Annotated in this window: 24 protein-coding genes; 13 read left to right on the top strand and 11 right to left on the bottom strand. The window is 57.6% G+C overall.

Going from position 1 to position 25,932, the window contains the following annotated elements; translation table 11 throughout:
• Positions 1-89 precede the first annotated feature (89 nt).
• The 4 genes from yebS to DBY73_RS18125 all read left to right on the top strand — a co-directional run bounded on the left by yebS (position 90) and on the right by DBY73_RS18125 (position 5,837).
• On the top strand, positions 90-1,373 hold the full coding sequence (gene yebS, locus DBY73_RS18140) for a membrane integrity lipid transport subunit YebS (RefSeq protein WP_112012507.1): 1,284 nt from the start codon (positions 90-92) through the stop codon (positions 1,371-1,373).
• Positions 1,342-3,975, top strand: coding sequence for a PqiB family protein (locus tag DBY73_RS18135; RefSeq protein ID WP_112012447.1), 2,634 nt, complete (start codon positions 1,342-1,344; stop codon positions 3,973-3,975). Before yebS ends, DBY73_RS18135 begins: the two co-directional genes overlap by 32 nt.
• A gap of 77 nt (positions 3,976-4,052) precedes the next feature.
• Positions 4,053-5,495, top strand: coding sequence for a 16S rRNA (cytosine(1407)-C(5))-methyltransferase RsmF (gene rsmF / locus DBY73_RS18130; RefSeq protein ID WP_112012446.1), 1,443 nt, complete (start codon positions 4,053-4,055; stop codon positions 5,493-5,495).
• A gap of 102 nt (positions 5,496-5,597) precedes the next feature.
• Positions 5,598-5,837 carry a YebV family protein gene (locus DBY73_RS18125; RefSeq protein WP_112012445.1) on the top strand — a complete coding sequence of 80 codons (240 nt, stop codon included), beginning with the start codon at positions 5,598-5,600 and terminating at the stop codon, positions 5,835-5,837.
• Positions 5,838-5,871: 34 nt separating this feature from the next.
• On the opposite strand, the gene pphA is transcribed toward DBY73_RS18125, so the two are convergent.
• Entirely contained in the window at positions 5,872-6,516 is a 645-nt protein-coding gene (gene pphA / locus DBY73_RS18120) for a protein-serine/threonine phosphatase (RefSeq protein ID WP_112012444.1), read from the bottom strand.
• 166 nt (positions 6,517-6,682) lie between these two features.
• Between pphA and DBY73_RS18115 the strand changes: the two genes are divergently transcribed.
• From DBY73_RS18115 to DBY73_RS22190, 3 genes are all read left to right on the top strand, one after another.
• Complete coding sequence (locus tag DBY73_RS18115) at positions 6,683-7,624, top strand: VirK/YbjX family protein (protein WP_112012443.1); 942 nt, start codon at positions 6,683-6,685, stop codon at positions 7,622-7,624.
• 326 nt (positions 7,625-7,950) lie between these two features.
• Complete coding sequence (locus DBY73_RS18110) at positions 7,951-8,310, top strand: hypothetical protein (protein WP_112012442.1); 360 nt, start codon at positions 7,951-7,953, stop codon at positions 8,308-8,310.
• Between the two features lie 289 nt (positions 8,311-8,599).
• The gene (locus DBY73_RS22190) at positions 8,600-8,752 is read left to right on the top strand and encodes a hypothetical protein (protein ID WP_181573258.1); all 153 of its coding nucleotides are present in this window, start codon (positions 8,600-8,602) and stop codon (positions 8,750-8,752) included.
• Between the two features lie 121 nt (positions 8,753-8,873).
• On the opposite strand, the gene DBY73_RS18100 is transcribed toward DBY73_RS22190, so the two are convergent.
• From DBY73_RS18100 to yobA, 3 genes are read right to left on the bottom strand one after another with little or no spacing between them, the layout of a single operon-like run.
• Positions 8,874-9,215, bottom strand: coding sequence for a YebY family protein (locus DBY73_RS18100; RefSeq protein ID WP_112012441.1), 342 nt, complete (start codon positions 9,213-9,215; stop codon positions 8,874-8,876).
• Between the two features lie 9 nt (positions 9,216-9,224).
• On the bottom strand, positions 9,225-10,094 hold the full coding sequence (gene copD, locus DBY73_RS18095) for a copper homeostasis membrane protein CopD (protein WP_112012440.1): 870 nt from the start codon (positions 10,092-10,094) through the stop codon (positions 9,225-9,227).
• A 1-nt stretch (position 10,095) separates the two neighbouring features.
• Positions 10,096-10,467 (bottom strand): CopC domain-containing protein YobA, encoded by a 372-nt coding sequence (yobA, locus tag DBY73_RS18090; RefSeq protein WP_112012439.1) that lies wholly within the window; start codon positions 10,465-10,467, stop codon positions 10,096-10,098.
• 137 nt (positions 10,468-10,604) lie between these two features.
• On the opposite strand from yobA, the gene DBY73_RS18085 reads away from it, so the two are divergent.
• The 3 genes from DBY73_RS18085 to exoX all read left to right on the top strand — a co-directional run bounded on the left by DBY73_RS18085 (position 10,605) and on the right by exoX (position 12,282).
• Complete coding sequence (locus tag DBY73_RS18085) at positions 10,605-10,835, top strand: DNA polymerase III subunit theta (RefSeq protein ID WP_013096102.1); 231 nt, start codon at positions 10,605-10,607, stop codon at positions 10,833-10,835.
• A 109-nt stretch (positions 10,836-10,944) separates the two neighbouring features.
• Complete coding sequence (locus DBY73_RS18080) at positions 10,945-11,595, top strand: nitrilase-related carbon-nitrogen hydrolase (protein WP_112012438.1); 651 nt, start codon at positions 10,945-10,947, stop codon at positions 11,593-11,595.
• 24 nt (positions 11,596-11,619) lie between these two features.
• The gene (exoX, locus tag DBY73_RS18075; protein ID WP_112012437.1) at positions 11,620-12,282 is read left to right on the top strand and encodes an exodeoxyribonuclease X; all 663 of its coding nucleotides are present in this window, start codon (positions 11,620-11,622) and stop codon (positions 12,280-12,282) included.
• On the opposite strand, the gene ptrB is transcribed toward exoX, so the two are convergent.
• Together ptrB and DBY73_RS18065 are read right to left on the bottom strand one after the other, a co-directional pair.
• Positions 12,264-14,339 carry an oligopeptidase B gene (ptrB, locus tag DBY73_RS18070; protein WP_112012436.1) on the bottom strand — a complete coding sequence of 692 codons (2,076 nt, stop codon included), beginning with the start codon at positions 14,337-14,339 and terminating at the stop codon, positions 12,264-12,266. The genes exoX and ptrB overlap by 19 nt on opposite strands.
• Positions 14,340-14,424: 85 nt before the next feature.
• The gene (locus DBY73_RS18065; RefSeq protein WP_112012435.1) at positions 14,425-15,075 is read right to left on the bottom strand and encodes a tellurite resistance TerB family protein; all 651 of its coding nucleotides are present in this window, start codon (positions 15,073-15,075) and stop codon (positions 14,425-14,427) included.
• A gap of 171 nt (positions 15,076-15,246) precedes the next feature.
• Here DBY73_RS18065 and purT point away from each other — a divergent pair, with 171 nt between their 5' ends.
• On the top strand, positions 15,247-16,425 hold the full coding sequence (gene purT / locus DBY73_RS18060) for a formate-dependent phosphoribosylglycinamide formyltransferase (RefSeq protein ID WP_112012434.1): 1,179 nt from the start codon (positions 15,247-15,249) through the stop codon (positions 16,423-16,425).
• A gap of 44 nt (positions 16,426-16,469) precedes the next feature.
• Here the strand turns inward: purT and kdgA are convergent, their stop codons facing one another.
• The 3 genes from kdgA to zwf all read right to left on the bottom strand — a co-directional run bounded on the left by kdgA (position 16,470) and on the right by zwf (position 20,669).
• Positions 16,470-17,111: a bifunctional 4-hydroxy-2-oxoglutarate aldolase/2-dehydro-3-deoxy-phosphogluconate aldolase gene (gene kdgA / locus DBY73_RS18055; RefSeq protein ID WP_006176036.1), complete on the bottom strand. Its 642-nt coding sequence runs from the start codon at positions 17,109-17,111 to the stop codon at positions 16,470-16,472.
• A 39-nt stretch (positions 17,112-17,150) separates the two neighbouring features.
• Complete coding sequence (edd, locus tag DBY73_RS18050; protein ID WP_112012433.1) at positions 17,151-18,962, bottom strand: phosphogluconate dehydratase; 1,812 nt, start codon at positions 18,960-18,962, stop codon at positions 17,151-17,153.
• 231 nt (positions 18,963-19,193) lie between these two features.
• On the bottom strand, positions 19,194-20,669 hold the full coding sequence (zwf, locus tag DBY73_RS18045; RefSeq protein WP_112012432.1) for a glucose-6-phosphate dehydrogenase: 1,476 nt from the start codon (positions 20,667-20,669) through the stop codon (positions 19,194-19,196).
• Between the two features lie 358 nt (positions 20,670-21,027).
• Here zwf and DBY73_RS18040 point away from each other — a divergent pair, with 358 nt between their 5' ends.
• On the top strand, positions 21,028-21,897 hold the full coding sequence (locus DBY73_RS18040; protein ID WP_112012505.1) for a MurR/RpiR family transcriptional regulator: 870 nt from the start codon (positions 21,028-21,030) through the stop codon (positions 21,895-21,897).
• Between the two features lie 123 nt (positions 21,898-22,020).
• Positions 22,021-23,463 (top strand): pyruvate kinase, encoded by a 1,443-nt coding sequence (gene pyk, locus DBY73_RS18035; RefSeq protein WP_112012431.1) that lies wholly within the window; start codon positions 22,021-22,023, stop codon positions 23,461-23,463.
• Between the two features lie 51 nt (positions 23,464-23,514).
• On the opposite strand, the gene lpxM is transcribed toward pyk, so the two are convergent.
• Positions 23,515-24,486: a lauroyl-Kdo(2)-lipid IV(A) myristoyltransferase gene (gene lpxM / locus DBY73_RS18030; RefSeq protein WP_112012430.1), complete on the bottom strand. Its 972-nt coding sequence runs from the start codon at positions 24,484-24,486 to the stop codon at positions 23,515-23,517.
• Positions 24,487-24,603: 117 nt separating this feature from the next.
• Entirely contained in the window at positions 24,604-25,923 is a 1,320-nt protein-coding gene (gene mepM / locus DBY73_RS18020; RefSeq protein ID WP_112012429.1) for a murein DD-endopeptidase MepM, read from the bottom strand.
• Positions 25,924-25,932 lie beyond the last annotated feature (9 nt).

Raw genomic sequence — 25,932 nt, 5'->3', positions numbered from 1 at the left:
TTAAAATAAGCATTAAATGCGCTCATGCTCAAGATGAATCCGTACATGAGTTATTATAACTATCAACAATACATTTCTCTGTGCAACCGATGGCCTTAAAAATACCCAGAATTACGCCGGCAAAGAAGATTACCGTTCATACGGTCAGCGAAGCGTTGCCTCGTGCACATTATCAGCGTTGTCCGCAATGCGATACGCTTTTTATGCTGCCAAAAATGAAATCGCACCAAAGCGCTTTCTGCCCCCGCTGCGATGCCAAAATTCGCGACGGCCGCGACTGGTCCTTAACCCGGCTCGCGGCAATGGCGACGGCGATGCTGCTCTTGATGCCCTTCGCCTGGAGCGAACCGCTGCTGAAACTCTACCTGCTTGGCCAGCGCATTGATGCTAACGTCCTGCAGGGCATCTGGCAGATGACGCGCCAGGGCGACCCGCTGACCGGCGCAATGGTGCTTTTCTGTACCGTTGGCGCGCCACTCGTGCTGGTTGCCGCTATCGCTTACCTTTGGTTTGGCAATATTCTGGGCATGAACCTGCGCCCCGTACTGCTGATGCTGGATAAGCTCAAAGAGTGGGTGATGCTGGATATCTATCTGGTCGGCGTTGGCGTTGCCTCTATCAAGGTGCAGGACTATGCGTTTTTACAGCCGGGCATTGGCCTTTTCGCCTTTATCTCGCTCGTTTTGCTCAGCATTCTCACGCTCATTCACCTGAACGTTGAGCAGCTATGGGAACGATTTTACCCGCAGCGCCCCGCCACCCGGCCTGACGAAAATCTCCGCGTCTGCCTGGGCTGCCACTACACCGGCCTGCCCGACGCGCGCGGCCGCTGCCCGCGCTGCCATATCCCGCTTTTGCTCAGGCGTAACAACAGCCTGCAAAAATGCTGGGCCGCGCTGATTGCCTCGCTGGTGTTTCTGATCCCGGCCAATCTGCTGCCGATTTCGATTATTTATGTCAACGGTGGACGCCAGGAAGACACTATACTCTCGGGAATTATCTCCCTCGCCCACAGCAACGTTGGCGTCGCGGCGATTGTGTTCATCGCCAGTATCCTGGTGCCGTTCACCAAAGTTATCGTTATGTTTACGTTGCTCATCAGCATTCACTTTAAATGTGAGCAAGGACTGAGAACGCGGATTCTGCTCCTGCGATTTGTCACCTGGATAGGTCGCTGGTCGATGTTGGATTTGTTTGTGATTTCGTTGATGATGTCGCTCATCAATCGCGATCAGCTACTTGCATTTACTATGGGACCCGCGGCTTTTTATTTCGGCTCAGCGGTGATATTGACTATTCTTGCAGTTGAATGGCTGGACAGCCGCTTACTTTGGGACGCACATGAGTCAGGAAACGCCCGCTTCGCCGACTGAAGCGAGAATTAAAACGAAACGCCGCATTTCACCTTTCTGGCTGCTGCCCGTCATCGCACTGATGATTGCTGGCTGGCTGATCTGGACGAGCTACGAGGATCGCGGAAACACCATTACCATTGATTTCCAGTCCGCCGACGGGATCGTCGCCGGACGCACGCCCGTTCGCTTCCAGGGCGTTGAGGTCGGTACCGTTCAGGATATTTCGCTCGGCAAGGGGCTGAATAAAATTCAGGTCCGCGCCAGCATAAAGTCCGATATGAAGGACGCGCTGCGCAGCGAAACGCAGTTCTGGCTGGTCACGCCAAAAGCCTCCCTGGCCGGGGTTTCCGGGCTGGATGCGCTGGTTGGCGGTAACTACATCGGGATGATGCCGGGCAAAGGCGAGCCGCAGGAGCATTTCGTTGCGCTGGATACGCAGCCGAAATATCGCCTGAACAACGGGGATTTGATGATCCACCTGCAGGCACCTGACCTTGGCTCGCTGAACAGCGGCTCGCTGGTCTATTTCCGTAAAATTCCCGTCGGGCGCGTCTATGACTACGCCATTAATCCGAACAAACAGGGCGTCACTATCGACGTGCTGATTGAGCGCCGGTTTACTAACCTGGTGAAGAAAGGCAGCCGCTTCTGGAACGTCTCCGGGGTGGATGCGGACCTGAGCCTGAGCGGCGCGAAAGTGAAGCTTGAGAGCCTGGCCGCGCTGGTTAACGGCGCGATTGCCTTCGACTCCCCGGAAAACTCCAGCCCAGCCACCGCCGACGACACCTTCGGGCTGTATGCCGACCTGGCGCACAGCCAGCGCGGGGTGATCGTCAAGCTGGCCCTGCCCGACGCCAAAGGGCTAAAAGCTGGATCCACGCCGCTTATGTATCAAGGGCTGCAGGTCGGTCAGCTGACCAAACTTACGCTCAACCCGGGGGGTTCCGTGACCGGGGAAATGACGGTCGACCCGAGCGTGGTCGATCTTCTGCGTGAAAAAACCCGCATTGAGATGCGCAGCCCTAAACTGTCGCTGAACGATGCCAGCCTCAGCACGCTGCTGACCGGCAACACGTTCGAGTTAATTCCGGGCGAAGGCCAGCCGAGCAATAGCTTCACCATTGCCCCGGCGGATAAAGCCCTGCTGCAAAAGCCCGGCGTGCTGACGCTGGCGCTTAACGCACCTGAAAGCTACGGCATCGAAGCCGGCCAGCCGCTGATTTTACACGGCGTTCAGGTGGGGCAGGTGCTTGAGCGCGAGCTCACGGAAAAAGGGGTCAGCTTCTCTGTTGCCATCGATCCACAGTATCGGGATTTGATCCACGGCGACGCTAAGTTCGTGGTAAACAGCCGCGTTGACGTGAAGGTAGGCTTAGACGGCGTTGAGTTCCTTGGCGCCAGCGCCAGCGAGTGGGTTAACGGCGGCATCCGCGTGCTGCCGGGTGAAAAAGGCGCCATGCGTGAGAACTACCCGCTGTACGCCAACCTCGATAAAGCGATCGAAAACAGCATGAGCGACATGCCGACCACCACGCTGACGCTCAGCGCCGAAACGCTGCCGGACGTGCAGGCAGGCTCCGTCGTGCTCTATCGAAAGTTTGAGGTCGGCGAGGTGATCGTCGTCCGTCCGCGCGCCGATGCGTTCGACATTGAGCTGCACATTAAGCCCGAGTATCGCAAGCTGCTCACGCCCAACAGCGTGTTCTGGGCCGAAGGTGGTGCGAAGGTACAGCTAAACGGCAGCGGCTTAACCGTACAGGCATCACCGCTGTCCCGCGCCCTGCGCGGCGCAATCAGCTTCGATAACCTGAGCGGCGCGGGGGCAAATATCCGCAAGGGCGATAAGCGCATCCTTTACCCTTCCGAAACCGCTGCTCGCGCGGTGGGCGGGCAGATTACGCTTCACGCGTTTGACGCGGGCAAGCTGGCCGAAGGCATGCCAATCCGCTATCTCGGCATCGATATCGGTCAGATCCAAAAGCTGACGCTGCTAACCGCGCGGAACGAAGTGCAGGCAACCGCCGTGCTTTACCCCGAATACGTCCAGACGTTTGCCCGCAACGGCTCGCGCTTCTCGGTCGTCACGCCGCAAATCTCCGCGGCAGGCGTTGAGCATCTCGACACCATTCTGCAGCCCTACATCAACGTCGAGCCGGGACGGGGCAACGCCCGCCGCGACTTTGAGCTGCAGGAAGCCACCATTACCGACTCGCGCTATCTTGACGGCCTGAGCATCGTGGTTGAAGTCCCGGAAGCCGGTTCGCTGAACATCGGCACGCCCGTTCTGTTCCGCGGTATCGAAGTGGGTACGGTCACCGGCCTGACGCTCGGCACGCTGTCCGACCGCGTAATGGTTGGCCTGCGCATCAGCCAGCGCTACCAGCACCTGGTGCGCAATAACTCGGTGTTCTGGCTTGCCTCCGGATATTCTCTGGATTTCGGCCTGACGGGCGGCGTGGTGAAAACCGGTACGTTTAACCAGTTCATACGCGGCGGAATTGCCTTCGCCACCCCACCGGGAACGCCGCTGGCGCCAAAAGCGCAGCCGGGGAAACACTTCCTGCTGCTGGAGAGCGAGCCGAAAGAGTGGCGCGAGTGGGGAACCGCCCTGCCGCGCTAATCAGCAAGGCTCCGGTGTCAACGCGCCGGAGCCTTTATGCTACACTGCGCACCTGAATTTTTCCCTGTGGTGTGCCCGTGGCTCAAAACTCCGTATTTCTTCCTGAACAATTCCTGACGCAGATGCGCGAGGCGCTTCCCGCTCATCTCTCCTTCGACGATTTTATCGCGGCCTGCCGGCGCCCGCTTCGCCGCAGCATTCGCGTGAATACGCTGAAAATTAGCGTTGCCGATTTCCTGAACCTGGTGTCGCCGTACGGCTGGCAGCTCGCGCCCGTTCCGTGGTGCGAAGAGGGCTTTTGGATCGAGCGCGACGACGAGGATGCGCTGCCGCTGGGCAGCACCGCCGAGCATCTGAGCGGCCTGTTCTACATTCAGGAAGCCAGCTCGATGCTGCCGGTTACGGCGCTGTTTGCCGATGGCAATACGCCGGAGCGGGTCATGGACGTTGCCGCCGCGCCGGGCTCGAAAACGACGCAAATCGCCGCCAGAATGGGCAACCGCGGCGCGATCCTCGCCAACGAATTTTCCGCCAGCCGCGTTAAGGTTCTGCACGCCAATATCAGCCGCTGCGGCATTCACAACGTCGCCCTTACCCACTTCGACGGCCGCGTGTTTGGCGCGGCGCTGCCGGAGGCATTTGACGCCATCCTGCTGGATGCCCCCTGCTCGGGCGAAGGCGTGGTGCGTAAAGATCCCGACGCGCTTAAGAACTGGTCGGTTGAAAGCAACCTGGACATCGCGGCGACGCAGCGCGAGCTGATTGACAGCGCTTTCCACGCCCTGAAGCCGGGCGGCACGCTGGTCTACTCTACCTGTACGTTAAACCGCGATGAAAACGAGGCGGTGTGCCTGTGGCTAAAAGCGCAGTATCCGGACGCCGTTGAATTTCTGCCGCTGGACGAACTTTTTATCTCCGCAAAAGACGCCCTTACCCCGGAAGGGTTCCTTCACGTCTTCCCGCAAATTTACGACTGCGAAGGCTTCTTCGTCGCGCGCATGCGTAAAACCCGCGCGGTTCCCGCCCTGCCCGCGCCCGGCTTTAAGGTCGGTAAATTCCCGTTCGCGCCGCTAAAAGGCCGTGAAGCCGCGCAGGTTGAGGCCGCTGCAAGCAGGGTCGGGCTGGTCTGGAATGACAGTCTGCATCTCTGGGCGCGTGACAAGGAGATTTGGCTTTTCCCGGCAAACATCGAGCCGCTGATTGGCAAAGTGCGTTTTTCGCGGCTGGGCATTCGGCTGGCAGAGGTGCACAACAAAGGCTATCGCTGGCAGCATGAGGCCGTTATCGCCCTCGCAGGTAGCGATAACACCTTTGCCCTGACGCATCAGGAAGCAGAAGAGTGGTACCGCGGTCGGGACGTTTATCCGGACAGCGCGCCGGAGCAGGATGAGGCGATCGTGACGTATCAGGGATATCCGCTGGGCCTGGCCAAAAAAGTGGGCTCGAGGCTTAAGAATAGCTACCCGCGCGAGCTGGTACGCGACGGACGGCTGTTTACCGGTAACGTTCGTACCGCGTAAAAAAACGCACTTTTTTACTGGCGATATTGCTCTCCTTAGCTACGCTAAAAAATGGACGCCCATACTGGTCGTACCAGATTTTTCCCAAACCCGGAGAGCATTATGACGAAAACCAGCGTGCGGATTGGCGCTTTTGAGATCGACGACGCGGAGCTGCGCGGCGAAGCTCAGGGCGAGCGAACGTTAAGTATTCCCTGCAAATCCGACCCGGATTTGTGCATGCAGCTGGATGCCTGGGATGCCGAAACCAGCGTCCCGGCAATTCTTGATGGCGAACATTCCGTTCTTTACCGCGAGCACTACGATCGTAATACCGATGCCTGGGTCCTGCGTCTGGCCTGACCCAAAGAGAACCCGCCCGAAGGCGGGTTATTTATTACTGCAGCTGCACCAGCGTTAGCACGCCGCCAAATACCGCCCCGGTATCGATATAGTGCAGGTTGCCAAAATCATAGCGTTTATCAACGGGCGTATGCCCAAACCAAAAGTGGTCAGCGCCGCTGATTCCCTGCCCTTTGCCGATCATAAACCCCATCAGCCGCTCGCGATCCCACAGAGTATGCTGAGCGCTCACCGGCTTATTCCAGACGTATTCCGCAGACGGATAATCCGCATGGGCGATAACGTTGAGGCCATTCGCACAGCGGATTTCAATAATATGCGGCAGTGAACGGCACGCTTCCAGCAGCGCCAACGCCTTTTTTCGCTCGCCGACGCCAAGCTCAGAAAACCAAATACCGCCGTTCAGCGTCCAGAGCGAAAAATCATTATCGTTAATACTGTCCAACGCCATTTGCTCATGATTACCGCGTACGGCGCGAAACCATTTTTCCTGCATAAGCCGCAGGCATTTAACGCTGTCTGGCCCGCGATCGATAATATCGCCAACGGAGATAAGCAGGTCATGCCTGCGATTAAAATGGCGCCGGCTAAGTTCGTCCATAAGCCATTGATAGCAGCCATGTATATCGCTCACCACCCAGATATGGCGCCACTGTTCGCCGTCGAGTCTCTGATACATTACGCCTCCGCTATAAGTATAGCGCCCTAATTGATGGGCATTGGATGATTCCTGGCTTTCACAAATCCCAACGAACGGTAAACCAAGCGTGAATAAAGACGCCGGGCCTATTACACCTCTTTTACCGCGCATTTAGAATATCGGCAAAATAACGAGAGGTATTAACGTGTCTAACACTCAATTACAAAGCGAAGCGTTATACCCGCATCGCACAAATATTATTTCAGAGCTGGTGAAAGGTAATCGCGTTCCCGGCCCAATATGGCAAAAGCGCGATTATCGGCTGAAGTTTCTTTTACGCACGCTTGTTTTCTGGTCATCCACCCACCGCATGCTGGACGCCTTATCCAGCCGGAGTGACTTTGACAGACTGCTGGCCTCCCAGATCACGCTGCCAAGCAAAACGCATCGCCAGTATCTGATGCGTGGCCTGAACGCCCGCGACCGGGCGGAGGCTATCGTAAGCCACTACTGCTGGATCGACAGCCTGAAAAACGCGGCTCTGGCACACGCCCTGACGAGCCCGGAAGAACAGCCGATTGTGCATTTTCACGCGAAAAATGCCGCCCGCTTTAGCGTCAACGCGTCGTCGGCCCGCAAGGCAGAGCGTGAAGGTGAAAGTACGCTGTGGCTGCACGATAGCGAAAATACGCTGCTTGCCAGCCTGACGTTTACCGTCACCCGCCGAAACGGCCAGTCTGCCCTGATCGTGGGTGGCCTGCAGGGCCCCCGTCGCGACGTCTCCCGGGATGCCATCAAGCAGGCAACGCGCGCGTGCCACGGGCTGTTCCCCAAGCGCATCCTGCTGGAGGTGGTCTACCAGCTGGCGGCGCAGTCCAACATTAGCGCCATTTTTGCCGTGGGCGATGAAGGGCACGTGTTTCGCGCGCTGCGCTACCGCCTGAGCAAGGGCCGCCACTTCCACGCCAGCTACGACGAGTTCTGGGGCTCCCTCGAAGGCAAAAAGCTGTCGCCCTTCTGCTGGCAGCTGCCGCAGCGGCTAGAGCGTAAATCCCTTGATGAGATCGCCAGTAAAAAACGCGCCGAATACCGCCGCCGCTTCGAACTGCTTGATGAGATTGAGGCGTCCGTGACGTCGCGTTTTTAAACGCCCCGCCGCTTTTGCCGGTCAGAGACTAAAATCTTACAAGACGGTTATTAGGGCGGGACTTTCACCTGGCGTAGCGTGAAGAGGTTTCTCAAATTTGCTGGGACATAGTTCACCCACATGTTTCAGCGCATTCTGCTACAGCCAAATTTCACCGCTTCGAGCTCACGGTTCCTGGCACCTTAATGTTTCAGCAAATCATATTGATACGCTAACTGTATTTGGTTGTATATATCACCATCACTTAAACTTTCAGCATGATTCAACTCAAAGAAAGGAAAATCTGAAGATGTCATAAATTTCGGACACTCACAGGATTTTTCTTAATGAAATACGTCATTACTTTTGCATTAGCCTTTTTTTACTCAGTTACATCCCATGCTTTATCCCTCGAAAACTCTGACATCAGGTTGCTTTGCCCACACCGTGGCCAGATTGAAGTCATCCTTCACCGTTACGATCATACGCAAGAGTCATGGGGTGTTAATCAGTTTGAAACAGGAGGAGGACACTTTCGTAAGGGGCCACTTCTTATGTTCCAGTTTGCCAATCTTGATCAGATGATTTATGACCAGACCACCGGGCAATTTTCGTTCTGGTTTGCAGACATGAAAAAGCTGGTCGGCTGCCGATTGATCGGTCTGACAAATACTTACCCTACCGATATACCCTATTTTCGCGAATAAGCGTCGAAGGGAGAACATATCAAAAGGCGTAGTTATCCCCTTCTGACCTTACGGCTCGCCGCAGCGATAAGAAATTGAACCGGGTTAAAATGAGCCCCCTCTCCATGAGATCGGAAGCCCGGCAGGTGGGCTCAATGAAAAGCAGCGTGGAGAAGAATATGCGCAACGTTTACTCGGCCACAAAAATTTAACAATCACCCAAAAATACCTGGACGCACGCGGTATAGTGTATGTTATGGTTTAGAGAGAATATGGAATGTTCGGTTAATTTTCGGGGGGATTTCATGTTATGGCTGAAAAAGCCCTCGATGAACAAAGAGATAAAAAGAGACCGAATACGATTCCTGTATTCGGTCCAGGGAAATGGCTCTTGGGAGAGAGCCGTGCGCTAAAAGTTGGCATTAATGCAGGCTCAATCGCCTTGCCCTTTAAGAATAGATGACGACGCCAGGTTTTCCAGTCCAGGGTAAAAGTGTGCTGAAAAAAGGCGAATGAACATCATCAAAAACAAAAAACCGCAGAGCGTTCGCACGCGACTGCGGTTTTTTATTGGAAGCAGAAAACTAGCAGAGCTTTTCGGCGCGCTCGACAAACGGAGCCAGGCTCATCTTTTGGCCTGGGTTTGCCGGATCGTCAATCTGAATCACGCTGATAGGCTGCCCGTTACTTTTACCGCTGGCCACCTGCTGCTCTGCAACGTCGTTTAACGGATACTGCACCAGTGTGCTGGGGTTGATCGCGTACAGCGCGTGACCTGGACGGCAGGTGAGCATCACCTCTTCGCGGTTAAACGCCCATTTGTCTTTACCCACTTCAAAACGGCTGACGGTAATCACCTGCGGCGCGGCCAGCGCGCTTCCCGCGCAGGTTAACAGTAAAAGGGAAAGCAGTGTCTTTTTCATAATTAAACCTTGTCAGAAGGGTTCCCAGGTCGCAAACAGGCTGACCGCTGCCAGTACGGCCGCGCCAAGCGCCACCTCGGCCTGTGTCATCCTGATAAAAATCTGCTGTGCACGTCCGGCGTCCGAACGAAAGCGAGGTACCAGAAAATACCGATTCACCAGCGCAATTGCCACCATCATCGCCACCAGCGCACATTTGAACAACAGCAGCTGAACGTAGCCGGTGCGCCAGGGTACGCTAAACCCCAGGATAAAGAGCGCGTTGAAAATGCCGGTTAGCAATACGCCCGCCACGGCGTAATGCCCCACGCGGGAAAAGCGCATCATGGTATAGATAGCCGCGTTCTGCCAGCGCCCCTTTGCCAGCCGCATGCAAAACAGCAGAGGAAGGAGTCCTCCCAGCCACGCGGCGGCACAAAGCAGATGCACGGCGTGATTAAGGCGCTGTGCGGCCCCCGCCAGGCCCTCGTTCATGGTCGCGTGCCCTACCCCGGCCAGCAGCATAAATTGCCCCATGGCGAGCAGCAGCATCCGCGATCCTTTCATCGGCGCGAGCCACGCCGCGCAGGCGGTAACAAAAGCCAGGATGATTTGCCATAGCCAGACGCTGCCAAACTGGGTTTGAAGCACAATGCGCCAGACGTCAGGACGCGGCACGTCGCCCCAGCCGTTGCCCATTAACCCGCCCTGCAGGGCGAACATGGCCAGCGCGGTTGCCAGGCCCAGCAGCGCGGCGATCTTTTGCTGCGTCTGAAAGCGGCGCGTCATCAGGCGATGCAGCGAAGAAGGAGCAAACCAGGCGCTGTACAGCGCGTTGCCGAAGAGGAGCATCAGTGCGCCAAAGTGAACAAAGCGCAGCGCGACGTAGCAAAGCGCCAGCATGTTATTTGACGCTAAAGCTGTAGCTGCCTTTGGTTTTGTGGCCGTCCACGGAGACCACGTGCCAGTCAACCCGGTAGGTACCTGTCGTCAGCGCCTGGTCAAGCGGAACAATCAGCCGTGCCTTATCCTTTTCATCGCGTTTAACCGCGCCGGTCTTTACAACCTGCTGCTGCGCATTGGTGATAACAACGCCGCTGAAGCCAGGCTCTATGCCTTCAGAAAATGCCAGCGTAATGCGCTGCGGTGCCTCAACCACGCTGTCCACGGCGGGCGTAGGCTGCTTCAGATGCGCATGCGCCCAGACGGACGGTGCTATGGCGGTGGAAGCCAGAAAAACGAGCGCGCAAACCGCGCGAGATGCGGAAATGCCCATAGAAATCATTCCTTTTTGTTATGCCTGTATGGCCAAGAATAACTCTGTATAATAACCGAGTCGAGGATCATCCTGCGCCCGCTTGTCATCGTCATGCAATCGCGGTAACGTTGCCGCCGCATAATAAGGAGAAGGAAATGAAGATCAATCTGGCCGCTCTTCCTCAGGACGAGATGGATAAAGTGAACGTCGATCTCGCCGCCGCAGGCGTCGCCTTTAAAGAGCGTTACAACATGCCTATCGTGGCGGAAGTGGTTGAGCGTGAACAGCCCGCACACCTGCGCGACTGGTTCCGCGAGCGACTCATAGCACACCGCCTCGCCTCGGTTAACCTGTCGCGCCTCCCCTACGAGCCGAAAGTTAAATAAGCTTAACGTGACGTTACACTTCCTTACACGGATTATGGCAGGATCAGAAGACCCTTATTAATTTAGGTGTATTCTTAAATTCTGCGACTCTGTGCATAAGGAAATCACGATGTCACGATGGAATATTGCCGCTGCCCAATACGCAGCGCAGCATCATCACGTTGAAGAACACGTAGAACACCATCTGCGGTTTATTGTCGAAGCCGCCCGCCAGCAGTGCGATTTACTGGTCTTCCCCGAGCTTTCGCTGACGGGGCCCGCGACGGCCTCTCTCCCCGCGCCGCCGGACGATCGCCAGCTTGCCCCTTTGCTGGCCGCCGCCAGGGAGCATCGCATCACGCTCATTGCCGGTATCACGATCGACAGGCACGGCCAACGTCACAAAGGGCTCGCCCTGTTTTCACCCAAACGCGATACCCTTCTGCGCTATCCACAGGGAAGCGGCGCAAGCCTGATCCCGGGGGACATACAGCTCACCCTTATCGACCCTCAGTCCGACGAGCCGAACCTCGATCCGCAGGCAGCGCTGTTTACCAGCAGCCAGGCGGTCGGCGATCGTCGCTGGTGCCAGTCGATCGGCATGCTGCAGCGCTTTGCACATAAATACGCCATTGCCGTGCTGATGGCGAACGCACGCAGCGGCAGCGCCCTGTGGGATGAAAAAGGCCAGCTTATCGTTCGCGCGGACAAAGGGGAGCTGCTGTTAACCGGTTCGTTAAGCCGACAGGGTTGGCAAGGCGATATCATTCCTTTAGGCTAAACGTTTTATGGTCAGGAGCGATCAATGCTGCGCGTCATCGACACCGAAACCTGCGATCTCCAGGGCGGAATAGTGGAAGTGGCTTCTGTCGACGTTATCGACGGAAAAATAGTCAACCCAATGAGTCATCTGGTCCGCCCGGATCGTCCGATCAGCCCGCAGGCGATGGCGATTCACCGCATTACCGAGTCAATGGTGGCGGATAAACCGTGGATTGAAGAGGTTATTCCCCACTATTACGGCAGCCCGTGGTACGTGGCGCATAACGCCAGCTTTGACCGCCGCGTGCTGCCCGAAATGCCGGGCGAGTGGATTTGCACCATGAAGCTGGCCCGCCGCCTGTGGCCGGGCATCAAATACAGCAATATGGCGCTCTATAAGTCCCGCAAGCTGAGCGTGCGCACCCCGGAAGGGCTACATCATCACCGGGCGCTGTACGACTGCTACATCACCGCCGCGCTGCTGATTGATATCATGAACGCGTCCGGCTGGACGCCGGATGATATGGCGACGATCACCGGCCGTCCCGCGCTGATGACCACCTTCACCTTCGGCAAATATCGCGGAAAACCGGTGTCGGAAGTGGCGGATAAAGATCCGGGCTATCTGCGCTGGCTGTATAACAACCTCGACAAGATGAGCCCGGAACTGCGCCTGACCCTGAAGCACTATCTGGGCGAAGCCTGACCTTCACTGCGGCCTGGCAGCGTCCCCTGCGCCAGGCCAATCAGAAACGCATACTCCAGCGCCACGCCCTCATAGGATTTAAAGCGTCCCGATTTCCCTCCGTGCCCTGAATCCATATCCGTACAAAGCAGCAGCAAATTATCATCGGTTTTCAGCTCGCGGAGCTTTGCGACCCATTTTGCCGGCTCCCAGTACTGCACCTGCGAATCGTGAAGCCCCGTCGTCACCAGCAGGTGCGGATAGGCTTTTGCCTCCACGTTGTCGTAAGGGCTGTACGCTTTCATGTAGCGGTAGTAGGTTTCGTCCTGCGGATTTCCCCACTCTTCAAATTCGCCGGTGGTCAGCGGAATCGACTCGTCCAGCATCGTGGTCACCACGTCCACAAACGGCACCTGGGCGATAACGCCTTTGAAGCGTTCGGGGCGCAGGTTGATTGCGGCCCCCATCAGCATGCCGCCCGCGCTGCCGCCCATGCCGAAACAGCGCGACGGATCGCCGTAGCCTTGTTCAATCAGCGCGTCGCAGACGTCGAGATAATCGTTAAAGGTGTTTCTCTTTTTCAGGAATTTGCCGTCTTCATACCAGTGCTGCCCAAGTTCGCCGCCGCCGCGGATATGGGCAATAGCGTAGACGAACCCGCGGTCAAGGAGGCTTAAGCGGCTGCTGCTGAAGTCGGCATCGATGCTGGAGCCGTAGGAACCGTATCCGTAGACGAGAATCGGGTTTTTCCCCTTCTGGAAGCAGTCCTTGCGGTACACGAGCGATACAGGAACTTCCACGCCGTCGCGGGCAATCACCCACAGGTGCTCGCTGCGGTACAGGTCGGAATCGAAGCCGCCGATCTCGGCCTGCTTGATCACCTGCCGCTGGCCGGTGTCCATATCAAGCTCAAACAGCGTGTCCGGGGTGGTCATCGAAGAATAGCCGTAGCGCAGGCGGGATGATTCCGGCTCGGGGTTAAAGCCGATCCACGTCACGTACGCCGGATCGTCGAAGGCGATCCCCACCGCCTCGCGCGTTTTGCGATTGATCTGCCGGATGCTGGTGAGCCCGCGCTGGCGCTCTTCCACCACCAGCCAGTCGGTAAACAGCGTAAAGCCTTCGAGCATCACCTGCTCGCGCGCCGGAATGAGCACCTCCCACCTGCGCTCGTCGCGCACCTTGGTTTTGTACAGGCCAAAGTTTTTGCCCTCGCGGTTAGAGCGCAGGTAAAAGCTGTGCTGGAAGTGGTCGAGGCTATACTCATGGTCCTTACGACGCGGCAGGAAGCAGAGCGGCTGCGCGTCCGGCAGCTCGGCGTCCAGCAGCAGCACTTCAGAGGTCGTCGCGCTGGCGAGGTAAATGATGACGTAGTGGCGCGACGAGGTTTTATGCAGGCTGACGTAAAACGTCTCGTCCTTCTCCTCATACACCAGCTCGTCCTGGGCGGACGCGCTCCCCACCGTGTGCCGCCAGACCTGGTAAGGCAGCAGCGTGGAGGCATGCTTTTTGACGTAGTAGACCGTTTCAGAATCATTGCCCCAGACGAAGTCCGGAGAGACATTATCCAGCATCTCCGGATACCAGTTACCCGTCTCCAGGTTGCGGAACCGCAGGCCGTACTGCCTGCGCGAGAGATAGTCTTCGGCCAGCGCCATGATGGCGTTATCCGGGGAGATCGACATCCCTCCCAGGGTATAAAACTCGCTGTGTGCAGCGCGCTGATTGGCGTCCAGCAGCAGATCCCACGCGTCCCACTCCGCGCTCAGCACCGACTGGCGCTGATAAATGGGATACTCGTTGCCCGGCTCGTAGATATGGCGGTAGCGGTAGCCGTTTTTGGTCCACGGGGCTGAAATATCGCGCTGGGGAATGCGCTGCACCATCTCGGCCAGAAGCGCGTCCTGCAGCGCCTGCTGGCTGGCCATGACCTTGCGGCCATAGTCGTTCTCGGCGTGGAGATAGTCGAGCACGTCCGGCTGGGAACGCGTGTCGTCCCGCAGCCAGTAGTAGTTGTCGATGCGCGTATCGCCGTGGGTGGTGATGGCGTAGGGAGTTCGTCGGGCTTTCGGTGGCATAGCGTTTTACTTGTCAGTTTCACACCCTATAAGGGTGGCAAAACCCACGCATGATGCAAGCGAAACGTGACCGCCACCGCTGTCGCTACCCCTGAATCGCCTGCTTTTGCGCCAGGATATCTTTTTCAATACCGTCGCGAACGTCCTGCGGGATCTTCAGCGCATCGCCCAGCGCGTTCAGGTAGCTACGCTCCATAAAGTGGTCGACATCGATGGCGGCGCAGCTCAGAAAATAGAGCTCGAGCGCCTCCTCTTCGTTTTTGACGCTCTGCGCCAGGCGCTGGGGATCGAGCGGCTGTTCGATAGCCTGGGCAACCAGCGCTCTGCCCTGCTCCTCAACGCCCGCCTCGCGCATCTGCTGTTCGATGGCGGCCCGTTCCCTGTCGTCAATATGCCCGTCGCTTTTGGCCGCGAAAACCAGGGCGAGGATCAGCCTTTCCGTTCGCAGATCTAAAGGAGAGGTATGCTCGCCATAGTGAGGCTCGTCCCGGTGCGCGGTACGCACCTTGTCTTTGTACTTATTCCACAGCACCGAGCCGGCAATGGCGCCTCCGCCCGCCAGCAGCGCGCCGGTGCCGTACTTCGCCAGCAGCTTGCGCGATGATTTATTGGCTACCAGCAGCCCTGCCAGGCCGCCAAGCGCGCCGGGCACAAGCAGCTTGCTCAACCCCTGCTCGCCGGAAGATGACGTTTTCTGACCCAACATCGATTGCAATTGATTCAACCAGCCTGACATGACTTCCCTCACTTAACGGTGATTAACGATCACAGCCTATGCGAGCGGACGTCAGGAAATGTCTGGTTGCGCTAAAGAAGCGCAAATTTCCTCTCACCATTGCCCATGTGCAGCCATGACATACGCAAACGTTTTCGTTTATACTGCGCGCAACTTTTTTAGGGAGATGCTATGACTCGTTTAGGAACTGCGCTGCGCCCTGCCGCCACGCGCGTCATGCTGTTAGGATCGGGTGAACTAGGCAAAGAGGTTGCCATTGAGTGCCAGCGCCTGGGCGTAGAGGTCATTGCCGTAGACCGCTATGCCGACGCGCCCGCCATGCACGTTGCCCACCGCTCGCACGTTGTTAATATGCTCGACGGTGATGCCCTGCGCGCGCTGATCGCACAGGAGAAGCCTGATTTCGTCGTGCCGGAAATCGAAGCGATTGCCACCGACACGCTGGTGGCGCTTGAGCAGGAAGGCCAGCGCGTGGTACCCACCGCGAACGCCGCGAAGCTCACCATGAACCGCGAGGGCATTCGGCGGCTGGCTGCCGAAGAGCTGGCGCTGCCGACCTCCCGCTACCATTTCGCCGGAAATAAAGAAGAGTTCGTGCAGGCGGTCAGTGAAATTGGCTACCCGTGCATCATTAAGCCGGTCATGAGTTCGTCCGGTAAGGGGCAGAGCTTTGTTCGCGATATGACGCAGCTTGATAAGGCCTGGGACTATGCGCAGCAGGGCGGGCGCGCCGGAGCCGGACGCGTAATTGTGGAAGGCGTCGTGAAGTTTGACTTCGAAATCACCCTGCTGACCGTCAGCGCGATCGACGGCGTTCACTTCTGCGAGCCTATCGGCCACCGTCAGGAAGACGGCGACTACCGTGAATCCTGGCAGCCGCAGCGGATGAGCGATCTGGCGCTGGAGCGCGCGCAGGAGATTGCCCGCAAGACCGTGCTGGCGCTCGGCGGCTACGGCCTGTTCGGCGTTGAGCTGTTCGTCTGCGGCGACGAGGTGATTTTCAGCGAGGTTTCTCCTCGCCCGCACGATACCGGGATGGTGACGCTGATTTCGCAGGATCTTTCCGAGTTCGCCCTGCACGTGCGCGCCTTCCTCGGCCTGCCCGTTGGCGGCATTCGCCAGTATGGTCCGGCCGCATCGGCGGTGATCCTGCCGCAGCTGACCAGCCAGAACGTCACGTTTGATGGCGTTGACGGCGCGGTCGGCGCAGGTTTGCAGCTGCGCCTGTTCGGCAAGCCGGAGATCGACGGCGCGCGCCGTCTGGGCGTGGCGCTGGCGACGGGAGAAAACGTTGACGATGCGGTGGCGAGAGCCAAAGCGGCCGCTGCAGCCGTTAAGGTTGCGGGATAAAAAAACGGGCCGCTTGGCCCGTTTTTTTTACGCATAAGGGTCGCTTACTGCTTCGCGCCTTCAACCGCTTCGCGAGCCAGCTTAGTAATGCGGTCCCAGTCGCCGGCTTCCAGCGCATCCGCCGGAACCAGCCACGAGCCGCCGATGCACAGCACGCTTTTCAGCGCCAGATAGTCGCGGTAGTTGGCCGGAGAGATGCCGCCGGTCGGGCAGAAACGCACCTGAGAGAATGGACCCGCGATCGCCTGCAGCGCCTTGGTGCCGCCGTTCGCTTCCGCCGGGAAGAATTTGAACTCCTTCAGGCCGTAGTCCATGCCCAGCATCAGTTCAGAAACGGTGCTGATGCCCGGGATCAGGGGAATGGTGCCTTCGGTGGCCGCTTTCAGCAGCGGCTCGGTCAGGCCCGGGCTAATCGCAAACTGCGCGCCGGCTTCGGTCACGTCCGCCAGCTGCTGGGCGTTCAGTACCGTACCCGCCCCGATAATGGCGTCCGGCACCTCTTTGGCGATAGCGCGGATGGCGTCCATCGCGCAGGCGGTGCGCAGCGTCACTTCCAGCACGCGCACGCCGCCGGCAACCAGGGCTTTCGCCATCGGAACGGCGTGCTCCAGTTTATTCACCACGATAACCGGCACGACAGGGCCAGTGGTCAGGATTGCTTCTGCACTTGTTTTCCAGTTTTTCATCAGAGTTTTCTCTCGCCAGATCGATTAAATCACGTCGTCTTAAAACGTCATACAGGTTGCGCCCTGCTCCGCGCCGGACAGCTTCTCACGCAGCGCACTGAACATTTCGCGTCCGGTGCCCACGCGTGACGCGCTCAGGTCAGGAATATGTGGCTGACGCGCAGCCAGCTCAGCGTCATCGACCAGCAGGGTAAGTTCGCCCGTCTGGCCGTTCACGCGAATCATGTCGCCGTCGCGAACCTTCGCCAACAGGCCGCCGTCATACGCTTCCGGAGTCACGTGGATCGCAGAAGGCACTTTACCGGATGCGCCAGAGAGGCGACCATCGGTGACAAGCGCAATTTTGAAACGGCGGTCCAATAATACACCAAGCGGCGGCATAAGTTTATGTAATTCTGGCATGCCGTTCGCTTTCGGCCCCTGATGACGCACCACCACTACGCAATCCTTATCAAGCAGCCCGGCGTCAAACGCGGGCAGAACGTCGTGCTGGCTTTCAAACACCACGGCCGGGGCTTCGATGATTTGATTCTCTTCCGGCACCGCAGAGGTTTTCATCACCGCGCGGCCCAGGTTGCCGCTCAGCACCTTCGTGCCGCCGTGATGGGAGAACGGTTTGTCGAAGGTGGCGATGACCTGCGGGTCAAGAGACGCCTCTGCCCCTTCGCGCCAGTCCAGCTCGCCGTTATTCAGCCACGGCTCAAGGGTGTAACGCTGCAGGCCAAATCCGGCCACCGTGTTCACGTCTTCATGCAGCAGGCCGCCTTTCAGCAGCTCGCGCATCAGCACCGGCACGCCGCCCGCGGCCTGGAAGTGGTTGATGTCCGCCGGGCCGTTCGGGTACAGGCGCGCCATCAGCGGCACCACGGCAGAGATGTCGGAGAAGTCATCCCAGTTGATTAAAATGCCCGCCGCGCGCGCCATCGCCACCAGGTGCATGGTGTGGTTGGTTGACCCGCCGGTTGCCAGCAGCGCCACGATGCCGTTGACGATAACTTTCTCGTCAACCATTTTGCCCAGCGGCATCCACTCGTTGCCGTTGCCGGTCAGGCGGGTAACCTGACGCGCGGCGGCCTCGGTCAGCGTTTTACGCAGCGGCGCATCCGGCTGAATGAAGGATGAGCCAGGAAGCTGCATCCCCATAAATTCCACCACCATCTGGTTGGTGTTGGCAGTGCCGTAGAACGTGCAGGTTCCCGGCGCGTGGTAGGACGCGGCTTCGGCTTCCAGCAGCGCCTGACGATCCGCCTTGCCTTCAGCGTACAGCTGGCGAATGCGCACCTTCTCTTTGTTTGGCAGGCCGCTGGCCATCGGGCCGGACGGAACGAAGATCGCCGGAAGATGACCGAACGACAGTGCCGCCATCGCCAGCCCCGGGACAATTTTGTCGCACACGCCGAGATAGAGCGCGCCGTCGAACATGTTATGGGAGAGGCCAACGGCCGCGGACATCGCGATCACTTCACGGCTGAGCAGGGAAAGCTCCATGCCGTCCTGCCCCTGGGTTACGCCGTCGCACATGGCCGGCACGCCGCCCGCCACCTGGCCTACCGCATTTACGCTGTGCAGAGCTTTACGGATGATGTCCGGATAGGCCTCGTAGGGCTGGTGCGCGGAAAGCATGTCATTATAGGAGGTGATGATGGCGATATTGTTACGCAGCATGCTCTTCAGCGAGGCTTTATCGTCGGCCTGGCAGGCCGCGAAGCCGTGGGCCAGGTTACCGCAGGCGAGCTGCGAGCGGTGAACGGTGTCACTTTTTGCCTGCTCGATGCGGGCGAGGTAGGCTGAACGGGTCGTTCTCGAGCGTTCGATAATGCGTTGTGTTACGCGTAACAATGTCGGATTCATAAATGCTCCTCTAAATTATCTGGCCGGGCTCGGGAGTCTACAAAGTGTCTGACGGTTGTTAACAACGCTGAAACGCTTGATGTCCGGAGCTCAGGGGCAAAATCACTTCCGGCAGTGTAATAAAAAAAGCTCCGCGGGTGAATCCACGCGGAGCTTAAAATTTAAATATTATTCCACTAGCTGTGTTAGATCATGTTACCGGTAAAATAATATCTGTGGAGTAAAGCGCAATTACTCAAACTCGTTCCAGGAACGACCGTCACGGGTGATCATTGCCACGGACGCCACAGGGCCCCAGGTTCCCGCCTGATACGGTTTTGGCGCATCCTGGTCGGCAGCCCAGGCTTCGGTGATGGAGTCAACCCACTTCCACGCCTCTTCCACTTCGTCACGGCGAACAAACAGCGCCTGAATGCCGCGCATGGTCTCCAGCAGCAGGCGCTCGTAGGCGTCGGCCAGGTGCGTCTGATTGAAGGTCTCGGAATAGCTCAGGTCCAGCTTGGTGGTCTGCAGGTTGTGCTTGTGATCCAGGCCCGGAACTTTGTTCAGGATCTGAATATCCACGCCCTCGTCCGGCTGCAGGCGGATGGTGAGCTTGTTCTGCGGCAGCTCCTGCCAGGACTCTTTGAAGAGGTTCAGCTCTGGGTTTTTGAAATAGACCACGACTTCGGAGCATTTGGTCGGCAGACGCTTGCCGGTGCGCAGGTAGAACGGTACGCCCGCCCAGCGCCAGTCGTCGATATCAACGCGGATCGCCACAAACGTCTCGGTATTGCTGGCCTTGTTGGCGCCCTCTTCTTCCAGGTAGCCCGGCACTTTTTTGCCCTGGGCAAATCCGGAGGTGTACTGACCGCGCACGGTTTTCTCGCGAACGTTTGAGCGGTCAATGCGGCGCAGTGATTTGAGCACTTTCACCTTGGCGTCGCGGATGCTGTCTGCCGTCAGGTCGGACGGCGGAGACATGGCGATCATGCACAGGATTTGCAGCAGGTGGTTCTGGATCATGTCGCGCATCTGGCCGGCCTGGTCAAAATAGCCCCAGCGCCCTTCGATACCCACCTCTTCCGCCACGGTAATTTCCACGTGGTCGATGGTGCGGTTATCCCAGTTGTTCACGAACAGGGAGTTGGCAAAACGCAGCGCCAGCAGGTTCAGCACCGTCTCTTTGCCGAGATAGTGGTCGATACGGTAAACCTGGCACTCTTCGAAATATTCACCGACCTGATCGTTGATTTCGCGAGAGGTGGCAAGCGACGTGCCCAGCGGTTTTTCCATCACCACGCGCGCTGGCTTAGCGTTGAGCTTCGCTTCGCCCAGGCCTTTGCAAATCGCGCCGAAGGTGCTTGGCGGCATGGCAAAATAGTTAATGGTAACGCGGTTTTTCTGGTCGAGCATGTCGCCCAGGCGTTTAAACGCCTTCACGTCGTTAACGTCCAGGTTACAGAAATCGAGACGTCCGCTCAGCGTATCCCACAGCGCTTCGTCAATTTTCTCTTTCATGAAGGTTTCGAGCGCTTCGCGCACGATTTTTGTATACGCGTCCTTGTCCCAGTCGGCGCGCCCTACGCCCAGGATGCGGGTATCCGGATGAAGTTGGCCCGCTTTCTCCAGTTGGTACAGGGAAGGCAGCAATTTCCGGCGTGCAAGGTCGCCTTTCGCGCCGAAAATGACCAGGTCACATGCCTGGGCTGTTTGCGTTACCGCCATGTCATTCTCCTCAGTTGGATAACCTGGTGCTTTTGCCAGGTATCGTTGTAATTTTATTACAATGCACTGTACTGCTTTTACGTCATTCCCGAAACCATTAGCGCTTAACGTCGCGTGCGATAACGCGATTTTTTGCCCGTCCGGCGCATGCGGGGCGGAAATGCCGCACCAATCCGTTTATTCTTTGCTCCGTCACGCTTCTGTAAAACCCGACAGCGATCAAGTTATGAAAAAAAACAACACCTTTTCGTGTCGCCTGATACCCTATAAAGAGGCCACAGGGGTAATATCGGCTAAATCGAATCAACATTTCATCTATAGATGAAATCGTTTTGTCCCCACGAGCGCCGTGTTAATGATGAACATGCTGGAAAAAATTCAGTTTCAACTGGAACACCTTAGCAAATCCGAGCGAAAAGTGGCTGAAGTTATTCTCGCCTCTCCCGCGCAGGCCATTCATTCAAGCATCGCCGCTTTGGCGCAGGAGTCAGGCGTCAGCGAACCCACGGTTAACCGGTTCTGCCGGAGCATGGAAACCCGCGGCTTCCCGGATTTTAAACTGCATCTGGCACAAAGTCTGGCAAACGGCACCCCGTATGTTAATCGCAACGTGGATGAAGACGACAGCGTTGATGCCTATACCGCAAAAATTTTTGAATCCGCCATGGCAACGCTCGACCACGTTCGTCAGTCGCTGGATATGAGCGCGGTGAATCGCGCCGTCGATTTGCTGACGCAGGCTAAACGCATCGCGTTCTTTGGCCTGGGCTCCTCTGCCGCCGTGGCGCATGATGCCATGAACAAATTCTTCCGCTTTAACGTGCCGGTTATCTATTCTGATGACATTGTCCTGCAACGCATGAGCTGTATGAACTGTAGCGAGGATGACGTTGTAGTACTGATTTCTCATACCGGACGAACCAAAAGCCAGGTTGAGCTGGCACAGCTGGCGCGTGAAAACGATGCGATGGTTATTGCCCTGACCACCGCGGGCACGCCGCTGGCGCGGGAAGCGACCCTGGCCATCACCCTGGACGTGCCGGAAGACACCGACATGTATATGCCGATGGTGTCCCGCCTGGCGCAGCTGACGGTCATCGACGTGCTGGCGACCGGTTTTACCTTACGACGCGGCGCAAAATTCAGAGATAACTTGAAGCGGGTCAAAGAAGCGCTTAAGGAATCGCGTTTTGATAAAGAATTGCTTATAAAGAGCGATATATCCTAATAGTTAATAACTAAGTTGTAACGATTCACGGCATCCGGTCAGTTCCCTGCTGCCTTGCAGCAGAAAGAAGATCGATTCAATGTTCACGCAACACCAAAGTTGTTTCAGTCAACGGAGTATTACATGTCCAGAAGGCTTCGCAGAACCAAGATCGTCACCACCTTAGGCCCGGCCACCGACCGCGATAATAACCTCGAAAAAATTATCGCCGCAGGCGCCAACGTGGTGCGAATGAACTTCTCTCACGGTACGCCAGAAGACCATAAGTTACGTGCCGATAAAGTCCGTGAGATTGCGGCAAAACTGGGCCGTCACGTCGCGATCCTCGGCGACCTTCAGGGTCCCAAAATTCGCGTTTCCACGTTTAAAGAAGGCAAAGTTTTTCTCAACATTGGCGATAAATTCCTGCTGGACGCCAACCTGAGCAAAGGCGAAGGTGATAAAGAGAAAGTCGGTATCGACTATAAAGGCCTGCCGGCTGACGTTGTGCCCGGCGACATCCTGCTGCTCGACGATGGGCGCGTACAGCTGAAAGTGCTTGAAGTTCAGGGGATGAAGGTCTTTACCGAAGTGACCGTCGGCGGCCCGCTTTCCAACAACAAAGGCATTAACAAGCTCGGCGGCGGCCTTTCAGCGGAAGCGCTGACCGAGAAAGACAAAGCGGACATCGTCACCGCGGCGCAAATCGGTGTGGATTACCTGGCCGTCTCCTTCCCTCGCTGCGGTGAAGATCTGAACTACGCCCGCCGCCTGGCGCGCGACGCAGGCTGCGATGCCAAAATTGTGGCCAAGGTTGAGCGCGCGGAAGCCGTCTGCGATCAGGACGCGATGGACGACGTAATCCTGGCGTCCGACGTAGTCATGGTTGCCCGCGGTGACCTCGGCGTTGAAATCGGTGACCCTGAGCTTGTCGGCATTCAGAAAGCCTTGATCCGCCGCGCGCGCCAGCTGAACCGCGCCGTGATCACCGCGACCCAGATGATGGAGTCGATGATCACCAACCCAATGCCAACGCGTGCGGAAGTGATGGACGTGGCGAACGCCGTGCTTGACGGTACCGATGCGGTGATGCTGTCTGCGGAAACGGCGGCGGGCCAGTACCCGGCGGAAACCGTCGCGGCAATGGCGCGCGTGTGCCTGGGCGCTGAAAAAATCCCAAGCATCAACGTCTCTAAACACCGCCTGGACATCCAGTTCGACAACGTGGAAGAAGCGATTGCGATGTCCGCAATGTATGCCGCTAACCACCTGAAAGGCGTGACCGCGATTATTACCATGACCGAGTCAGGCCGCACCGCGCTGATGACGTCGCGCATCAGTTCCGGCCTGCCGATCTTTGCGATGTCTCGCCACGAGCGCACGCTTAACCTGACGGCGCTATACCGCGGCGTGACGCCGGTTCACTTCGACAGCACCAATGACGGCGTAGCCGCCGCGCACGACGCCGTTAACCTGCTGCGCGACAAGGGCTATCTGGTGTCCGGTGATATCGTCATCGTGACCCAGGGCGACGTGATGAGCACCATCGGCTCAACCAACACCACCCGCGTATTGACCGTCGAATAACGTACGCCCCCCTCTCCCCCGCTGGGGAGAGGGGCAACGTGAGGGGAAATTTTATTTCTTCGGGAACAGTTCGTTGCGCTTGTACGGCTCCGTTTCGCCCGGCTTGCGCGTTTTGAGCAACTTCAATATCCACGTGTACTGTTCGGTATGCGGCCCTACCAGAATCTCGACCTCTTCATTCATCCGACGCGCGATAGTGTTATCGTCTGCGGTCAGCAGATCGTCCATCGGCGGACGCACCTCAATGCTCAGACGATGAGTTTTACCGTCGTAAACCGGGAATAGCGGAATGACGCGGGCGCGGCACACTTTCATCAGACGGCCAATGGCGGGCAGCGTCGCTTTATAGGTGGCGAAGAAATCGACAAACTCGCTGTGCTCGGGGCCGTGATCCTGGTCCGGCAGATAGTAGCCCCAGTATCCCTGTCGCACGGACTGGATAAACGGCTTAATGCCGTCGTTGCGCGCGTGCAGGCGCCCGCCGAAGCGGCGGCGAACCGTATTCCAGACGAAATCGAAGATTTTATTTCCCTGGTTGTGGAACATCGCCGCCATTTTCTGGCCCTGGGACGCCATCAGCATCGCAGGAATATCCACGCCCCAGCCGTGCGGCACGAGGAAAATCACCTTTTCATCGTTGCGGCGCATCTCTTCGATGATTTCCAGCCCTTTCCAGTCGACGCGGTTAACGATCTTTTCCGGCCCGCGCAGCGCCAGCTCGGCCATCATCGCCATCGCCTGCGGCGCGGTTGTATACATCTCATCAATGATTGCCTCGCGCTCGGCGTCGCTTTTTTCAGGGAAACAGTAGTACAAATTGATCTGCGCCCGGCGGCGCGCGCTTTTGCCTAAACGCCCGGCGATGCGGCCGATTTTACCCAGCACCGGATCGCGCACGGCGGCGGGCAGCAAAGCAATACCCGCAAAGGCATACACGCCCAGCCACGAGCCCCAGTTGCGCGGATGGCGAAATGATTTTTCAAACTCAGGAATGTATTCACTATTATTTTTTTTGGGTTCCATGCTGGTTCCAGGGTCTGGTGACGCAAATATATGGCAATAGTGTAGCGAGGCAGTGGCTCGCACACAAAAGAAAAAGCCGGCGCAATGAGAGGCCGGCTTTATGATTAAATTCAGGGCTTAGTCGAAGCGCAGCTGCGGCAGAACCTCTTTTACCTGCGCCAGGTATTCGGAACGATCTTTACCCGTCAGGCCTTCGGTGCGCGGCAGTTTCGCCGTCAGCGGGTTCACCGCCTGCTGGTTGATCCACACCTCATAGTGCAGATGTGGCCCGGTCGAACGCCCGGTATTGCCCGAAAGCGCGATGCGATCGCCACGCTTCACCTTCTGGCCCGGCTTCACCAGCAGCTTGCGCAGGTGCATATAGCGGGTGGTATAGGTACGACCATGACGAACCGCCACGTAGTAACCTGCCGCACCGCTACGTTTCGCAACAACCACTTCACCATCGCCTACCGCCAGCACAGGCGTCCCCTGCGGCATGGCGAAGTCTACGCCTCGATGCGGCGCGACGCGCCCGGTGACCGGGTTGAGACGACGCGGGTTAAAGTTGGAAGAGATGCGGAACTGCTTCGCCGTCGGGAAGCGCAGGAAGCCCTTCGCCAGACCGGTACCGTTCCGATCGTAGAATTTGCCATCCTCTGCGCGAACGGCATAATAATCTTTACCGTCTGAACGCAGGCGCACGCCCAGCAGCTGGCTCTGCTCGCGCTTACCGTCGAGCATTTCTCGGGACATCAAAACGGAGAACTGATCGCCTTTTTTCAGCTTGCGGAAGTCCATCTGCCACTGCATCGCCCGGATCACCGAGCTGATTTCAGCGCTCGTCAGGCCAGCATCGCGCGCGCTGGCAACAAAGCTTCCGCCAACGGTGCCTTTCATCACGCTATTGACCCAGTCGCCCTGCTGCATCTCGCTGGTCATCTTGAAACCGTTTGCAGTGCGATCGTAGGTGCGCGTTTCGCGACGAGACATTTCCCAGGTCAGACGCTGTAAATCACCGTCTGCGGTCAAGGTCCAGGACAGCTGCTGACCAATTTTCAGGTTACGCAGCTCTTTATCCGAGGCGGCAAGCTGGCTGATATCACCCATCTCGATGCCGTACTGGTTGAGCACGCTGCTTAAGGTATCGCCCGTTGAGACGACATACTCGTGGATGCCCGCTTCGTTGGCGGTTTTATCATCCAGCTCGTCCTGAGGAATCGCTTCGTCTTCCTGCGCGGCCTGATCGATTGGCTCACTGGCCTCAGGCAAAAGTGAACGAATCTCGCTCTTTTCAAGCTCGATCGTCTTGATGATAGGGGCAGAACTGGGGTGGTACACATACGGCCGCCAGACGGCGACCGCAAGTGTGAGAACGGTAAGCGACCCCAGCATAACGCGATGGGGACGCGGCAGATTGTTAAATGCCAGAGCGACAGAGCGGGCTATCTGTTGCACGTATTCACT

It is taken from the genome of Enterobacter sp. RIT418 (assembly GCF_003057745.1).
In the GTDB taxonomy this organism is placed as follows: Bacteria; Pseudomonadota; Gammaproteobacteria; order Enterobacterales; family Enterobacteriaceae; genus Enterobacter.
This window is presented reverse-complemented; position numbering and strand designations above follow the sequence as displayed.

Excerpts from the sequence above, each read along its gene's own strand:
- yebS (WP_112012507.1), top strand. The coding sequence starts at position 90 with ATGGCCTTAAAAATACCCAGAATTACGCCGGCAAAGAAGATTACCGTT.
- DBY73_RS18135 (WP_112012447.1), top strand. The coding sequence starts at position 1,342 with ATGAGTCAGGAAACGCCCGCTTCGCCGACTGAAGCGAGAATTAAAACG.
- DBY73_RS18125 (WP_112012445.1), top strand. The coding sequence starts at position 5,598 with ATGACGAAAACCAGCGTGCGGATTGGCGCTTTTGAGATCGACGACGCG.
- pphA (WP_112012444.1), bottom strand. The coding sequence starts at position 6,516 with ATGTATCAGAGACTCGACGGCGAACAGTGGCGCCATATCTGGGTGGTG.
- DBY73_RS18110 (WP_112012442.1), top strand. The coding sequence starts at position 7,951 with ATGAAATACGTCATTACTTTTGCATTAGCCTTTTTTTACTCAGTTACA.
- DBY73_RS22190 (WP_181573258.1), top strand. The coding sequence starts at position 8,600 with ATGGCTGAAAAAGCCCTCGATGAACAAAGAGATAAAAAGAGACCGAAT.
- copD (WP_112012440.1), bottom strand. The coding sequence starts at position 10,094 with ATGCTGGCGCTTTGCTACGTCGCGCTGCGCTTTGTTCACTTTGGCGCA.
- yobA (WP_112012439.1), bottom strand. The coding sequence starts at position 10,467 with ATGGGCATTTCCGCATCTCGCGCGGTTTGCGCGCTCGTTTTTCTGGCT.
- DBY73_RS18085 (WP_013096102.1), top strand. The coding sequence starts at position 10,605 with ATGAAGATCAATCTGGCCGCTCTTCCTCAGGACGAGATGGATAAAGTG.
- DBY73_RS18080 (WP_112012438.1), top strand. The coding sequence starts at position 10,945 with ATGTCACGATGGAATATTGCCGCTGCCCAATACGCAGCGCAGCATCAT.
- exoX (WP_112012437.1), top strand. The coding sequence starts at position 11,620 with ATGCTGCGCGTCATCGACACCGAAACCTGCGATCTCCAGGGCGGAATA.
- ptrB (WP_112012436.1), bottom strand. The coding sequence starts at position 14,339 with ATGCCACCGAAAGCCCGACGAACTCCCTACGCCATCACCACCCACGGC.
- DBY73_RS18065 (WP_112012435.1), bottom strand. The coding sequence starts at position 15,075 with ATGTCAGGCTGGTTGAATCAATTGCAATCGATGTTGGGTCAGAAAACG.
- purT (WP_112012434.1), top strand. The coding sequence starts at position 15,247 with ATGACTCGTTTAGGAACTGCGCTGCGCCCTGCCGCCACGCGCGTCATG.
- kdgA (WP_006176036.1), bottom strand. The coding sequence starts at position 17,111 with ATGAAAAACTGGAAAACAAGTGCAGAAGCAATCCTGACCACTGGCCCT.
- edd (WP_112012433.1), bottom strand. The coding sequence starts at position 18,962 with ATGAATCCGACATTGTTACGCGTAACACAACGCATTATCGAACGCTCG.
- zwf (WP_112012432.1), bottom strand. The coding sequence starts at position 20,669 with ATGGCGGTAACGCAAACAGCCCAGGCATGTGACCTGGTCATTTTCGGC.
- DBY73_RS18040 (WP_112012505.1), top strand. The coding sequence starts at position 21,028 with ATGAACATGCTGGAAAAAATTCAGTTTCAACTGGAACACCTTAGCAAA.
- pyk (WP_112012431.1), top strand. The coding sequence starts at position 22,021 with ATGTCCAGAAGGCTTCGCAGAACCAAGATCGTCACCACCTTAGGCCCG.
- lpxM (WP_112012430.1), bottom strand. The coding sequence starts at position 24,486 with ATGGAACCCAAAAAAAATAATAGTGAATACATTCCTGAGTTTGAAAAA.